The sequence below is a fragment of the Frankia sp. ACN1ag genome, from assembly GCF_001414035.1.
Taxonomy (GTDB): Bacteria; Actinomycetota; Actinomycetes; order Frankiales; family Frankiaceae; genus Frankia; species Frankia torreyi.
The window spans coordinates 1-13,648 of the sequence record NZ_LJPA01000008.1 but is presented as its reverse complement, the minus strand read 5'-3'; the positions used below and the strand labels follow the sequence as shown (position 1 = coordinate 13,648).

At 73.6% G+C, this 13,648-nt stretch carries 11 protein-coding genes, 1 tRNA gene and 1 pseudogene; 8 read left to right on the top strand and 5 right to left on the bottom strand.

The features are described 5' to 3' along the window. The 3 genes and pseudogenes from UK82_RS08800 to UK82_RS08795 form a co-directional block, all read right to left on the bottom strand. Window positions 1-2,958, bottom strand: a pseudogene (locus UK82_RS08800) (AAA family ATPase); the annotation flags it as partial. A gap of 1 nt (window position 2,959) precedes the next feature. Further along, on the bottom strand, window positions 2,960-3,057 hold a 98-nt coding region (locus tag UK82_RS36655), incomplete at its 3' end, for a hypothetical protein (RefSeq protein WP_236705720.1). Next, window positions 3,057-4,232 carry an exonuclease SbcCD subunit D C-terminal domain-containing protein gene (locus tag UK82_RS08795; RefSeq protein WP_055406857.1) on the bottom strand — a complete coding sequence of 392 codons (1,176 nt, stop codon included), beginning with the start codon at window positions 4,230-4,232 and terminating at the stop codon, window positions 3,057-3,059. The genes UK82_RS36655 and UK82_RS08795, both read right to left, overlap by 1 nt. Before the next feature lie 193 nt (window positions 4,233-4,425). On the opposite strand from UK82_RS08795, the gene UK82_RS08790 reads away from it, so the two are divergent. The 3 genes from UK82_RS08790 to UK82_RS08780 form a co-directional block, all read left to right on the top strand. Continuing rightward, window positions 4,426-5,685 (top strand): glutamate-5-semialdehyde dehydrogenase, encoded by a 1,260-nt coding sequence (locus UK82_RS08790; protein ID WP_055406856.1) that lies wholly within the window; start codon window positions 4,426-4,428, stop codon window positions 5,683-5,685. A gap of 163 nt (window positions 5,686-5,848) precedes the next feature. Continuing rightward, the gene (locus UK82_RS08785) at window positions 5,849-6,736 is read left to right on the top strand and encodes a MoxR family ATPase (protein ID WP_044882938.1); all 888 of its coding nucleotides are present in this window, start codon (window positions 5,849-5,851) and stop codon (window positions 6,734-6,736) included. Between the two features lie 177 nt (window positions 6,737-6,913). Continuing rightward, window positions 6,914-8,245, top strand: a 1,332-nt coding sequence (locus UK82_RS08780) for a VWA domain-containing protein (protein ID WP_236705682.1), incomplete at its 5' end; no start/stop codon positions are given. Between the two features lie 7 nt (window positions 8,246-8,252). Here UK82_RS08780 and pgm read toward each other — a convergent pair. Beyond that, on the bottom strand, window positions 8,253-9,920 hold the full coding sequence (pgm, locus tag UK82_RS08775) for a phosphoglucomutase (alpha-D-glucose-1,6-bisphosphate-dependent) (protein ID WP_044882940.1): 1,668 nt from the start codon (window positions 9,918-9,920) through the stop codon (window positions 8,253-8,255). 310 nt (window positions 9,921-10,230) lie between these two features. Between pgm and nadD the strand changes: the two genes are divergently transcribed. The 5 genes from nadD (at window position 10,231) to UK82_RS08750 (ending at window position 13,032) form a co-directional block, all read left to right on the top strand. Next, window positions 10,231-10,803, top strand: coding sequence for a nicotinate-nucleotide adenylyltransferase (gene nadD / locus UK82_RS08770; RefSeq protein WP_173667258.1), 573 nt, complete (start codon window positions 10,231-10,233; stop codon window positions 10,801-10,803). Window positions 10,804-10,941: 138 nt separating this feature from the next. Beyond that, window positions 10,942-11,523 (top strand): ribosome silencing factor (gene rsfS / locus UK82_RS08765; protein WP_236705681.1); only part of this gene is annotated, 582 nt, incomplete at its 5' end. Then, the gene (locus tag UK82_RS08760; protein ID WP_044882941.1) at window positions 11,520-12,221 is read left to right on the top strand and encodes a histidine phosphatase family protein; all 702 of its coding nucleotides are present in this window, start codon (window positions 11,520-11,522) and stop codon (window positions 12,219-12,221) included. The genes rsfS and UK82_RS08760, both read left to right, overlap by 4 nt. Window positions 12,222-12,300: 79 nt before the next feature. Beyond that, window positions 12,301-12,374: transfer RNA gene (locus UK82_RS08755), tRNA-Ala, on the top strand. A 457-nt stretch (window positions 12,375-12,831) separates the two neighbouring features. Beyond that, the gene (locus tag UK82_RS08750; protein ID WP_199865292.1) at window positions 12,832-13,032 is read left to right on the top strand and encodes a hypothetical protein; all 201 of its coding nucleotides are present in this window, start codon (window positions 12,832-12,834) and stop codon (window positions 13,030-13,032) included. A gap of 255 nt (window positions 13,033-13,287) precedes the next feature. On the opposite strand, the gene UK82_RS08745 is transcribed toward UK82_RS08750, so the two are convergent. Then, window positions 13,288-13,648: transposase (locus tag UK82_RS08745; RefSeq protein WP_173667256.1), on the bottom strand; the 361-nt coding region annotated here is incomplete at its 5' end.

The window sequence follows — 13,648 nt, the reverse complement described above, 5'->3', positions numbered from 1 at the left end:
CCCCTCGTCGATGAACAGCGCATCCATCCGCCGCCCGCCGGCCTCGGCTGTCACGACGTCGGCGAGCCCGAGGGCCAGCGACAACGCGGCCTGGAAGGTCTCGCCGCCGGACAGCGTCCTGGTGTTGCGTCGCCGGCCCGTCCACGCGTCCTCGACGAGCAGACCCAACCCCGCCCGGCGCCGCCGGTCGCGCCGCTCCTCGGTGTCATGGACGAGGGTGAAGCGCCCGGCGCTCATCGCGGCGAACCGCCGGCTCGCAGCGGCCGCCACCTCCTCCAGCCGGGCCGCGAGCACGAAGCTCGACAGCGGCATTCCCTCGGTGTTGCCGCCGCGGCCCGCGGCGAGCTCGGCGAGCTGATGCAGCTCGTCGGCCTCGGCGCGCAGGGGACCCAGGGCGGTGAGATCCGCGGTGAAGGAGGTGCGGAGGGCTGCGAGCTCGGTGGCCCGCCCGCTCGCCCGCGCGAGCGATGCGACGGCCGACTCGTGTGCCTGCCGAGCCGCCTCGGCGGTCGCCTCGTGCTCGGCGAGGGGCACGGTGGTGTCGGGGTCGACGGCGAGATCGTCGCCGGCCAGCGCCGCGGCGACCGCGGCGGTCTCCTCCCGGTACTCCTGGACCTCCTGCTCGGCGATGCGTTGCCAGTCCCCGTCGCGGACGGCGGCGGCGGCATCGTCCAGGTCGGTGAAGCCGGCCTGGCGAACGAGGTCGAGCGCGGTGAGACCGGCCCGCACGTGCTCCGCGCGGGCCCGCTCGGCCGCCAGTTCCGCCTCGTGCGTGGCCTCCTGGTCGGCGGCGAGCGCCGTCACCGCGTCCAGTCGGGCCGTCAGGGCCTCAGCGTCGCGCAGGTCGGCGGGAACCGCGGCGAGCCGTGTCGCGGCCAGCCGGCGCATCTGCGAAGCGCGCAGCCGGGCCGCCTGCTCGCTGGACCGCGCGCCCGCCAGCCGGGCAGCGGCGTCCTTCTCCTCCTCGTACGCGGCGAGCAGGGCTACCTCGGCGGGAGCCAGGTCCGCGGCGGCCCGACCGCGGGCAGCCACCAGGTCGTCCACGCCGGCGGCGAGCTCGGCGAGCCGGCGCGCCGCCGCAGGTGCCCGGTCGTCGAGCAGCTCGACGAGATCGAAGCGTCGCACCTGCGCCAGCGCGTCCGCGGCGCCGTCCGGTGCTGCCGCTGTCCCGTCGGGTGCCGCTGTCCCGTCGGGTGCCGCTGTCCCGTCGGGTGCTGCTGTCCCGTCGGGTGCCGCTGACTCGTCCGGCTCTGCCGAGTCGTGCGCGGGCGGGAGGTCGGGCGAGCCGTCCGTGCTCGGGCCCGGTGGGGTGGGCGAGTCCGAGGGATCGGACGGCTCGCGGGCCAGCTCGGCATGCAGCGTGCGGACCTGCGTCTCCCACCGGTCGGCGGCGCGCAGTGCGGTCGCCGCGCCGGCCGCGCGCCGGTCCGCCTCCTGCTCGGCGGCGGTCTCCTCGTCCTTGCTCACATGATCGGCGCGGACCCCTGCCGGATCGGGGTGTTCGAACGCGCCGCAGACCGGACAGGGCGTGTCGTCGACGAGCGCCGCGGCGAGTTCCGCGGTGATCGCGTCGAAGCGCTGCCGGCGCACGTCCCCGGCGCGCGCCCGGGCCTCGGCGGCGCGGTCGCGGGCGGTGTCGGCATCCCGGCGGGCGCGGTGCTGCTCGGCGACCGCATCGGCCAGTTCGCGGGTCCACCGGGCCCGTTCGGTCAGAGCCGGCAGCGCGGCGCCGGCTCGGCGTGCGGTGGCCACCCGGAACTCGGCGGCCGCCCGGACCGCCGGCAGTTCCGCGTCGAGCCGGCCGGCGAGCGCCTCGGCGTCGCGCCGGTGCTCCTCGGCCTCGCGCTCGGCCTCCCTCGCGGTCCGGTCGTCGTCCTCCGCCTCCGCCCGGGTCCGTGCCAGTCCCTCGAGCCGGCCGACCTCGACGTGGGCGAGCCGGACGAGCCCGCCGAGCTCCTCGACGCCTGGGGGTCCGCCCGGCCCGCCCCCCGGGTCGGCGCGCAGCAGGCCCGGGGGGTGAGCGGCCAGACGCTGCCAGGCCGCGTCCGCCGCGACGCGGGACTGCTGGGCGGCCGCGGTGCGCCGGCGCAGCTCGGTCAGCGCGGGGGTGACGACCGCGGCCCGCCGAGCGGCGTCGGCGTCGGCGGCGAGCTGATCGACGGCGACTCGGCGATCGTCCAGCTCGTCGCGGCGCGCCGTGAGCGCGCGGCGCCGCTCGATGCGGCGGATGAGGTCGCGGGCGTCGGCGAGCGCGGCGTCGGCGGCGGTGCGGGCCTGGCCGGCGGCCTGGTGCGCCGACTTGGCCGCGGCCGCCGACGCGTCCGCCTCGCGGGCCAGCTCGGTGGCCCAGCCGGGATCGTCCGTCGGGTCCGCGGGCTCGGTCACCCCGGCGACCTGGGCGATCCGCGCGGCCACCCGACCGAGCTCGGCCGTGGCGACCGCCAGCCCGTCGCGGCCGGTCTTGGCCCGGTCGCGCAGCCACTGCTCGGTGAACTCGAAGCGGCTGACGTGGAACAGCGTCTTGAGCAGCTTCTCCCGGTCGTCGTGCCCGGCCTGGAGGAAGTCGGCGAACCGTCCCTGCGGCAGCATGATGACCTGGAAGAACTGGTCGTGGGTCATCCCCAGCAGCAGGCCGATCTCATGCCCGACGTCCTGCGGCCGGGTGGCGAGGGTGTCCCAGCCGTCGGCGGTGTGCCGGTCCAGCCGGGCGGTGGGATGGGTCCGGGTGGTGCCGCCGCCACGCTTGGGCCGGTCCCACGCCGGGCTGCGGGTGATCCGGTAGCGCCCGGCCGAGACCGAGAACTCCAGGCTCACCTCCGGTCGGACCGAGGCGTCGGCGTGGTGGGACCGCAGGTCCGGGCCACCGGCGATCTTGCCACGCATGCCGGGGACCTCACCGAACAGCGCGAAGCCGATCGCGTCGAGCAGGGTCGTCTTGCCGCCGCCGGTCTCGCCGCANAGCAGCAGCAGGCCGCCGCCGCTCACCCGGTCGACATCGACATCGACGCGGCCCGGGAAGGCCCCGAACGCCTCCAGGCGCAGCCGGTGGGGCCGCATCAGGCCGCATCCTCGGCGATCCGGGCCGCGTCGAGGGCCTCGGTGAGCAGCGCCCGTTCCCGTGGCGACGGGTCGTTGCGCACGTGCGCCACGAACGCCGTGGCGATCTCCAGGTCGGTCCGGCCGCGGGTCCGTTCGCCGAAGCTGCGCTCGTCGGCCGCGCCGGGCGGTGGTTCGTGGGCGAGGCGCAGCGCGTGGGGGAAGCGTCGTTGCAACGTCGCCATCGCGTCGCCCGGCCGCACCGGATCCGTCAGCACCGCCGAGACGAAGTCCCGTTCGTGGGCGGCGAAGGTCGCGGCGGTCAGCAGCTCGTGCAGGGTGCCGCGCAGCACCGCCATCCGCCGTTCGGTGGGCACCTCCACGCCGCGGACCGCCCGGACCCCGTCGCGGCCGATGTCCACCAGCAGGGAGGTCTTGCGGTCGGCGGCCTCCGAGAAGGAGAAGGCCAGCGGCGAGCCGCTGTAGCGCACGGCGGGCGTGATCGCCTGCGGGCGGTGCAGGTGGCCGAGCGCGGTGTACGTGATGCCGTCGAACAGGCTCGACGGCACGTTGCCGACCCCGCCGACGGAGATGTCGCGTTCGCTGTCGCTGCCCGCGCCGCCGGTGACCCAGGCGTGCGCGAGGACGACGCTGCGGGCGCCCGGGTGGCCGCCGAGGTCGGCCCGCACGGCGCGCATCGCGCGGCGCATCGTCGCCGCCTGCGAGTACTCTGCCGCGGCGGCTGCGCCGGTAGGACTCTCGGCCTCCGCGGCGGGCAGCAGGGCGTTCGCGGTCGTCGGCTCCAGATAGGGGATCGCGTAGATCCGCACGGGGCCGTCGGCGTCCTCGACGACGACGGGGACGCCCACCGCGGCCGGATCCGTCCTGATCCGGATCCGCGGGTCGAGCAGGCCGGACTTGTCTCCCAGACGGCGCGCGGCGTCGTGGTTGCCGCTGATGGCCACGACCCGGGTGCCCGCGTCGCGCAGCCGCGACAGCGCCTCGTCGAACAGTTCCAGCGCGCGCACCGGCGGGATGGCGCGGTCATGCACGTCGCCGCCGACGAGGACCACGCCGACGGACTCCGCCCGGACGACCTCGACGAGGTGGTCGACGAACGCGGCCTGGGCCGGCATCAGGTCATGGCCGTGCAGGCCGCGGCCGAGATGCCAGTCGGAGGTGTGCAGGGCGAGCATGCGAGCACGGTAGGCAGGCGCCCGTGGCCGACTGGCACGGGGGTCCGGCGTGGTCGTGGCGTCGGGCCGTCGGGCAGCCAGAACGCCCGAATCGTCACCCGGTCCGCGCGGGCGGCCGCGAGTGTCGCCCGGCGCCGGTAGCCTCAGGACAGTGGGCTGCGCCGCGGCGCCCGCACTTACGGAGGATCCGGAAATGATCACCTCTGCGGAGGCTGTCCGAGACGTAGCAGTGCGCGCGAAGGCGGCGGCGGCCCTGCTGGCCCCGGTCAGCCGCGGCGAGAAGGACCGGGTGCTGCTCGCGATGGCCGAGGCGCTCCTCGCCCGGTCCGCGGGGATTCTCGCCGCCAACGCCGAGGATGTCGCGGCGGCGCAGGCGGCGGGAACGCCCGGTGCCATGGTCGACCGGCTCACCCTCACCGAGGCCCGCCTGGCGGGCATGGCCGACGGGCTGCGTCAGGTCGCCACGCTGGACGACCCGGTCGGCGAGGTCGTGCGCGGGCGGGTGCTGCCCAACGGCATGGAGCTGCGGCAGGTCCGCGTCCCGCTCGGCGTCGTGGGGATCATCTACGAGGCGCGGCCGAACGTCACCGTGGACGCCGCGGGGCTGTGCCTCAAGAGCGGCAACGCGGTGCTGCTGCGCGGCAGCGCCTCCGCGGTGCGGTCCAACATCGCTCTGGTGGAGGTCCTGCGCGACGTCGCCGCGGCGGGCGGCCTGCCGGCCGACGCGGTCCAGCTCGTCCCCGGCCTCGACCACGACTCCGTCAAGCACCTGATGCGTCTGCGGGGGCTCGTCGACGTGCTCATCCCCCGGGGCGGGGCCGGGCTCATCCGGGCGGTGGTGGAGGAGTCGACCGTGCCGGTCATCGAGACCGGGGTCGGCAACTGCCACGTTTATGTCGACGTCGACGCCGATCTCGACCAGGCGCTCGCGATCACCGTCAACGCCAAGACCCACCGGGTCTCGGTCTGCAACTCGGCGGAGACGCTGCTGGTGCACCGCGCCGTGGCGGATCGGTTCCTGCCGCGGGTCCTGGCCGCGCTGCACGACGCGGGCGTCGCCGTGCACGGCGACGAGGCCGTGTGCGCGGTGGACCCGCGCGCCGTGCCCGCCACCGACGACGACTGGGCCGCCGAGTACCTGTCGCTCGACATGGCCGTGCGCGTCGTGGACTCGCTCGACGACGCGGTGGCGCACATCCGCCGCTGGGGCAGCGGGCACACCGAGGCGATCGTCACCCGCTCGCTCGGCGCCTCCCGGCGCTTCATCACGAGCTGCGACTCGGCGGCGGTGATGGTGAACGCCTCGACCCGGTTCACCGACGGGGAGCGGTTCGGCATGGGCGCCGAGATCGGCATCTCCACCCAGAAGCTGCACGCGCGGGGGCCGATGGGCCTGCCCGAGCTCACCTCGACGACGTGGGTCGGCGTCGGCGACGGTCACCTCGTGAGCTGACCGATCCCGGCGGCGGCCGGGGGTGCTGCGGTCCCCGTACGCACGCACGGCGTTCGCCCGTCAGGGCCGGACCAAAGCCGCGGGCGGGGCGTAGTCGCCCGTCTGGGGCTTCATCCTGGCACTATGGACGTGGCGATGCTTGACACGGGGACGGAAGGTGGCCATGTCGCTTCAGGAACACGCTTTCGCCGACGTCGCGGACGTGCAGGAACGCCTCCGCGGGACCGGATACCTCGCGGACGAGGCGATCGCCACCACGGTCTTCCTCGCCGACCGGCTGCGTAAGCCGCTGCTTGTGGAGGGCCCGGCGGGAGTCGGCAAGACCGAGCTCGCCAAGGCCCTGGCCACCTCCGTCGGCGCCGAGCTGATCCGCCTGCAGTGCTACGAGGGCCTCGACGAGGCCCGCGCGCTGTACGAGTGGAACTACAAGAAGCAGCTCCTGCGCATCCAGGCCGGTTCCGGCGACGGCGGCACGGAGGGCTGGCAGCAGGCCCACGACGACATCTTCAGCGAGGAGTTCCTGCTGTCCCGGCCGTTGCTGACGGCGATCCGTCGCGAGGAGCCGACGGTGCTGCTCATCGACGAGACCGACAAGGCCGACGTCGAGGTGGAGGGCCTGCTGCTGGAGGTGCTGTCGGACTTCCAGGTGACGATTCCCGAGCTGGGGACGATCAGCGCGACCCAGCGCCCGTTCGTCATCCTCACCTCGAACGCGACCCGGGAGCTGTCCGAGGCGCTCAAGCGGCGCTGCCTCTACCTGAACCTGGACTATCCCTCGGCCGAGCGGGAGAAGGAGATCGTGCTCTCCCGGGTTCCGGACCTGCCGGAGAAGCTCGCCGAGTCGCTGGTCCGGATCGTGCGCGCGCTGCGCGCGATGGAGCTGAAGAAGGCGCCGTCCATCGCCGAGACCATCGACTGGGCGCAGACGATCCTCGCGCTCGGCTTCGACACCTTCGACGAGGCGGCCGTCGCCTCCACCCTCGGCGTGGTGCTCAAGCACGCCAGCGACCAGGCCCGCGCCATCGGCCATCTCAAGCTCACCGCGAACTGACCTGCGCGCACCGACTACCGCCGAACCACAACCGCGGCGGCCATCGCCACGGCCGCCCGTCCACAAGGGGGCGCCGGCATGAGCCTGCTGGACCGCACCGTCGAGTTCACCGCCGCCCTGCGCCGGGCCGGCGTCCCGGTCAGCAGCGCCGAGACGGTGGACGCAGCCCGCGCCGTNGGGGCCCTGGGCTGGGCCGACCGCGACGCCGTGCGGGCGTCGTTCGCCGCGACCCTGTGCAAGCGGCCGGTGTACCGGCCCGCCTTCGACACGCTGTTCGACCTGTACTTCCCGCCTCGCATCGGCGACGGCGTCTCGCTGGACGACCTTGTCGACGACCCGGCGGCCACGGGCGACGGCGCGGCCGGCGATGGGGAGCCGGATCCCGGCGACCTGACGCCGGAGGAGCTCGAGGCGCTGCGGCAGGCGCTGCGCGACAAGCTGCTCGACGCCCTGCGCGACGGCGACGACGAGGCACTGCGCCAGCTCGCCCGCCAGGCGGTGAGCGCGTTCGGTTCGGCGCGGGGCAGCGCCGGCCGCTCCTGGTTCCTCTACCGGGTACTGCGCGCGATGTCCGCGGAGACGCTCATCGCCGACCTGCTCTCGGCGCTGCTGGGCGATTCCGAGCGCGGCGGCCTTGCCGAACGGGCCGCCCGCCAGACGATCACCGACCGGATCCGCGAGTTCGAGGAGCTGGTGGGCGCGGAGGTGCGGCGCCGGATGGCCGAGGAGCGCGGCATCGAGGCCGTCGAGCGCACCGCGGTCAAGCCGCTCAGCGACCAGGTCGAGTTCCTGCGCGCCTCCCAGCGCGACCTCGTCGAGCTGCGCCGGCAGGTCCACCCGCTCGCGCGGCGTCTCGCGACCCGGCTGACCGCGCGGCGCCGCCTCGGCCGCACCGGCCGGCTGGACTTCCGGCGCACCGTCCGCGCGTCGCTGGCCACCGGCGGCGTGCCGGTGGACACCAAGCACCGTCCGCACAAGCCGCACAAGCCCGAGCTCGTTGTGCTGTGCGACGTCTCCGGTTCGGTCGCGTCGTTCGCGCACTTCACCCTGATGCTGACCCACGCGCTGCGCGAGCAGTTCTCCAAGGTCCGCGCGTTCGCCTTCATCGACACCACCGACGAGGTGACCCGCTACCTGCGCGGCCTTGACCTCGGCGACATGATGGCGCGGATCTCCGGCGAGGCCGACCTCGTCTGGTTCGACGGGCACAGCGACTACGGCCACGCCATCGAGGTCTTCGCCGAGAAGTACCCGGAGGCGGTGGGGCCGAAGACGTCGCTGCTCATCCTCGGCGACGCGCGCAACAACTACCGGCCGACGTCGGCGGCGGTGTTCCGGCGGCTGTGCGCGCAGGCCCGGCACTCCTACTGGCTCAACCCGGAGCCGCGCACCTACTGGGGTTCCGGCGATTCGGCGACCGACGTCTACGCCGAGCTGGTCGACGAGATGGTTGAATGCCGCAACATCGACCAGCTCCAGGTCTTCATCGAGCGCCTCCTGCCCTCCTGACGGTCGGTCAGCCGCGGGCGAGGGCCGCGTCCACGATCACCTGGGCCTGTGTGATCACCTCGTCGAGGTGCTCCGGCCCGCGGAAGCTCTCCGCGTAGATCTTGTAGACGTCCTCGGTGCCGGACGGGCGGGCCGCGAACCAGGCATCGCCGGTGACGACCTTCACCCCGCCGATCGCCGCGCCGTTGCCGGGCGCATGCGACAGCGCGGCGGTCACCGGGGAACCGGCCAGCGTGGTCGCGTCCAGGCTCGCCGGAGTGAGGGCCGCCAGGATCTTCTTCTGCGCCGCCGTGGCGGGCGCGTCGACCCGCCGGTACGCCGGCGCGCCGTGCAGTTCGGTCAGCTCCCGGTACAGCGTCCCGGGATCCCGGCCGGTGACCGCCGTCATCTCCGCGGCGAGCAGGCAGGCGATGAGGCCGTCCTTGTCCGTCGTCCACACCCCGCCGCCGCGGCGCAGGAACGACGCGCCCGCGCTCTCCTCCCCGCCGAAGCCGAGGGTGCCGTCGGTGAGGCCGTCGACGAACCACTTGAAGCCGACCGGTACCTCGACGACGGCGCGGCCGATGCCCGCGCCGACCCGATCGATCATGCTCGAGCTCACCAGGGTCTTGCCGATCGCCGTGCCCGCGGGCCAGCCGGCGCGGTGGCCGAACAGGTAGGCGATCGCCGCGGACAGGTAGTGGTTCGGGTTCAGCAGCCCGGCGCCGGGGGTGACGATGCCGTGCCGGTCGGCGTCGGCGTCGTTGGCCACCGCCACGTCGAAGGAGCCGGCGAGGCGAAGCAGGGAGGCCATCGCGTAGGGCGACGACGGATCCATCCGGATCTTGCCGTCCCAGTCCGTCGTCATGAACGAGAAGGTCGGGTCGACGGTGGTGTTGACCACCTCCAGGTCGAGCTTGTACCGCTCGGCGATTGCCTGCCAGTAGACCAGGCTCGCGCCGCCGAGCGGATCGACGCCGATGCGTACGCCGGCGGCGCGGATCGCGTCGAGGTCGATGACGTCGCCCAGGTCGGCGACGTACGCGCCGACGTAGTCGTGCACCACCGCGGCCGCCCGCGCCTGCGCGTAGGGCACCCGGGCGACGCCGGCGAGACCGGCTTCGAGAAGGGCGTTCGCACGGTCCTGGATGACCTTGGTGGCGGCGGTGTCGGCGGGTCCACCGTGGGTCGGGTTGTACTTGAAGCCGCCGTCGGCCGGCGGGTTGTGCGACGGCGTCACCACGATCCCGTCGGCGAGCCCACGTACGGATGGCGCGCCCGCCGCAGCGGCGCCGCGGTCACGGTTGTGCCCCAGGATGGCGTGCGAGATCACCGGGGTCGGCGTCGCCTCGCCGTCCGGGGCGATGCGCACCGCCACGCCGTTCGCGACGAGCACCTCCAGGGCGCTGGCCAGCGCCGGGGCGGACAGGGCGTGGGTGTCGATCCCGAGGAACAGCGGGCCGTCGACGCCCGCCGCCGCGCGGAAGTCGCAGATCGCCTGGGTGGTGGCGAGGATGTGGTCGGCGTTGAAGGAGCCGCGCAGCGCCGATCCGCGGTGCCCGGAAGTCCCGAACGACACCCGCTGAGCAGGATCCGTGGGATCGGGATGGACGTCCTGATACGCCGCAAGCAGGGCGTTGACGTCGATGAGGTCCTCGGGGGCGGCGGGCTGCCCCGCGCGTGGGCTGATCGGCATGGGCGGCGCCTCCTCGCGGTGGGACGGGGGTGGCCGGCGGCCTGCCATCAGCCTAGCCGGGTCGTCCCCCGCGGGGCGGGTTCGTCCCGGCGGCCCCGGCAGCGGTCGCCGAGACGGAGGCCGCCGGGTCGTCCCCCGGCGGGACGGGGAGCGCGGGGGTGGGGGCGCGGTGGGATCCGGCCGGGCGGCGTGCGGTGTGGGGATGTGCGGCCGCTGACGGGAGGCTTTGTGGGACATCTCCCGTCCGGCCGGGCGCTGCGCGCGCGTGCCGGTCATGCAGCGTTACTGTCCCGTCGTGCGTCTCGGCGTGATGGGTGGGACCTTCGATCCCGTCCACAACGGCCACCTCGTCGCCGCGAGCGAGGTGGCCGCCCTGTTCGACCTCGACGAGGTCGTGTTCGTGCCGAGCGGGCAGCCCTGGCAGAAGGTCCACCGCGTGGTCTCGGACCCGGAGGACCGCTACCTGATGACCTTCCTCGCCACCGCGGGGAACCCGCAGTTCACCGTCAGCCGGGTCGAGATCGACCGGGGCGGGGCGACCTACACCATCGATACCCTGCGTGACCTGCGCGGAGCCCGGCCGGACGACGAGCTGTTCTTCATCACCGGCGCCGACGCGCTCGCCCAGATCTTCACCTGGCGGGACCACCGCGAGCTGTTCGAGCTGGCGCACTTCGTCGGTGTCAGCCGCCCCGGCTACCAGCTCGCCCTGGACGCCGCGCTGCCGGCGAACTCGGTGAGTCTGCTGGAGGTGCCGGCGCTGGCGATCTCGTCCTCCGACATTCGCCAGCGGGTCGGACGCGGCGCCCCGATCTGGTACCTCACGCCGGACGGCGTGGTGCGCTACATCGCCAAGCGGCACCTCTACCAGCCGCCGGCCTGACCGCTTCCCGTCGCCGGCCTGGCCGGTAGGAGCCACCGACCTTCGGCGGCCCCAGCCCCGGCCCCGGCGCCGGACCGTCCCGAACCGTGGCCGGTGCGGCGATATCACGGTTTTCGGGCCGTCGCCGGCCTGATGGGNGCACTGCCCGGGCGGGGATGTGTCACGCTGGACTCAGCCGCCCGACCACGGGCGGCGCGCGGGGCGACCGGTGGTGGCCGTCCCGTGGACGTCGCCACCCTGGAGACCCTCAGCGTGACCGCTTCCCCGCGAGCCGTCGAACTCGCCCTCGCCGCCGCGCAGGCGGCGGCCGACAAGCTCGGCCACGACCTGCTCATCCTCGACGTGAGCGAGCGGCTGGCCATCACCGACTGCTTCGTCATCGCCTCCGCAGGCAACGAGCGGCAGGTCAAGGGCATCGTCGACGAGGTGGAGGAGCAGCTGCGCCGGCTCGGGGCCAAGCCCCTGCGGCGCGAGGGAGAGCGGGAGGGCCACTGGGTCCTGCTCGACTTCGTCGACGTCGTCGTGCACGTCCAGCGGGACGAGGAGCGCGTCTTCTACGCCCTGGAACGGCTGTGGAAGGACTGCCCGGTGATTCCGTTCACCGACGCGACCGTCGGGGTCGGGGCCGGTGCAGGAACCTCGGCGCCCGGGTCCTCCTCGGTGCCCGGGTCCTCCTCGGCGCCCGGCCCGCTCGGCGGCGGCTCGGTGAACGCCCTGTGAGGCTGCTGCTCTGGCGGCATGGCCGGACCACCTGGAACGATGTCGGCCGCTTCCAGGGGCACGCGGACCCGCCCCTGGATGCCACCGGACAGGCCCAGGTTGCCGCGGTGGCCCCGATCATCCGGGCGATGCACCCGGACCTGGTCGTCTCGTCCGATCTGCAACGCTGCCGGGACACCGCGGCCGGGCTTGACCTGCCGTTCCGCTCCGACGCGCGGCTGCGCGAGATCGATCTCGGGCTGTGGTCCGGACTCACCGGCGCCGAGGCGGCCGACCGGTTCCCCGAGGAGGACCGGGCCTGGCGCCGCGGCGACGACGTTCGCCGCGGGGGCGGCGAGACCTACCGGGAGGTCGCCCGGCGCGCCGGGGAGGTCTTCGACGAGATCCGCGCCGACGGGCTGCCGCCCGGGCCGGCCGGGCTCGTCGTGTTCGTGCTGCACGGCGGCACGGCGCGCTCGCTGATCGGCCACGTGCTCGGCCTGCCGCCGGAGCTGTGGTGGCACTTCGGGCCGCTGGCGAACTGCCGGTGGTCGGTCCTCCGCCAGGTCGAGGGCGGATACCGGCTCGCCGAGCACAACGCGGGTCCGCTGCTGACCGGTAAGATCGGCGTCGCCGGATCGGGTCTGTCCGAGCGCCTCCTGCCGAGCCAGGGGGCCCCGACAGAGTCCGACACGGAGCCTGTACACTTGCCGAAGTAGCCCGCCAGGCGCGGCGGTATCGGTGCCAGGGGGGCAACACACCGAGGTTCGCTCGGTCTGATATAAATGAACAGCAGTTGGGGCTGTGGCGCAGTCTGGTAGCGCATCACACTGGCAGTGTGAGGGTCAGGGGTTCGAATCCCCTCAGCTCCACGAGACTTTGGGCGTCTTGTTTTCTCCCTTTTGGGGGGAGAAACGGGGCGTCTCTTTATTTTGCCGGGGGGGCCGAGCCCCCCCGAGACCCCCCACGAACTTGCCCGTGGTTTTGGGGTGGGGGTGGGGGGTGATTTTGGGGTGGGTGGGGCCATCTGGTTTGGGGTGGGTGGCCTTGGCGGGCGATCGCTGCGGCGGGTTGGGGGCGCGGTCTCGTGCCTGATCCCGGTTGGGTGAACGGGGGGTGCCTTCCTCGCTGTCGGAAGCCGTTCGCCTCTACCGCGCCGAAGGCTGTGCAGCCGTGGCCGCAGCGGTTCGGGCGCCGCGATACGCAACAATCGGCGAGACTCCGCCGATGAATGCTGGCCGTGGTGGTCACCGTCGCGCAGAGCCACCAGCGATCGTGGGGCCAGAAAATTCGCCCAGGACGACGCGGCTATCACGTCACGTGGTGGCCATGATCCCGCGGAGCGGGAAGTACCACAGCTTCCGCCTCATCCATCTCGGCGACACCTTGGTCACGGTCGACCCCGACAGGTTGCCGGCCCGACTCGCCGCTGCCGGCTTCGACCGGACGGGCATCGCCATGGCGGCAGGCAGCTTCCGCTTCCAGGGAACCCGGCCGCCGGTGGATTCCACGGTGGCACCGTCCGGCTGACGACCCAGACGAGCACGTCCGACGGTCCGCGGCGCGGACTCGCCCGACCGTCGGCAAGTATCAATGCAACGAGTTGCTTGAGGGTGCTGGTGGTTGCCGCCGCGCGAACCGTCATCGACCTCCAGCGCTCACAGATCCCTACGCCTGCCCGACCGCACCCGGTCGCAACCGCCCACGCCGATGGGGCGTACTCGGCTGGCCGGCCTCGCGATCCGGTCGGCCAGGGATTCCCGCTGGGCTAGTAGACCGTCGCCACTAATGTTTGGGGTATAGGTGGCGGAGTTTGGTGCGGGCGTCGGCGGTGGTGAAGTGCCAGTGGACTTGGCGCTGGTCGGCGTTGACGGCTGTCTGCCAGGCGGCGAGTTCGGTGTTGAGCACGTCGAGGTCGTCGATGCGGCGGTCGAGGCATTGGCGGGTCAGTGCGGCCAGTTCGATCTCGGCGATGTTGAGCCAGGAGCCGTGTTTGGGGGTGTGGTGGATCTCGAGGCGCCCGGCGAGAGCGAACGCGACGGCGGGGTCGAAGGCCTCGTAGAGCGAGGCGATGCCGTGGGTATTGAGGTTGTCCATGACCAGCACCACCCGCTCGGCGTGGGGGTAGTCGATGGTCAGCAGGTGC

What these genes read in the sequence shown, in the direction of transcription:
- UK82_RS08790 (WP_055406856.1), top strand. Translation starts at nt 4,426, where the DNA reads ATGATCACCTCTGCGGAGGCTGTCCGAGACGTAGCAGTGCGCGCGAAG.
- pgm (WP_044882940.1), bottom strand. Translation starts at nt 9,920, where the DNA reads ATGCCGATCAGCCCACGCGCGGGGCAGCCCGCCGCCCCCGAGGACCTC.
- nadD (WP_173667258.1), top strand. Translation starts at nt 10,231, where the DNA reads ATGGGTGGGACCTTCGATCCCGTCCACAACGGCCACCTCGTCGCCGCG.
- UK82_RS08795 (WP_055406857.1), bottom strand. Translation starts at nt 4,232, where the DNA reads ATGCTCGCCCTGCACACCTCCGACTGGCATCTCGGCCGCGGCCTGCAC.
- UK82_RS08785 (WP_044882938.1), top strand. Translation starts at nt 5,849, where the DNA reads ATGTCGCTTCAGGAACACGCTTTCGCCGACGTCGCGGACGTGCAGGAA.
- UK82_RS08750 (WP_199865292.1), top strand. Translation starts at nt 12,832, where the DNA reads ATGATCCCGCGGAGCGGGAAGTACCACAGCTTCCGCCTCATCCATCTC.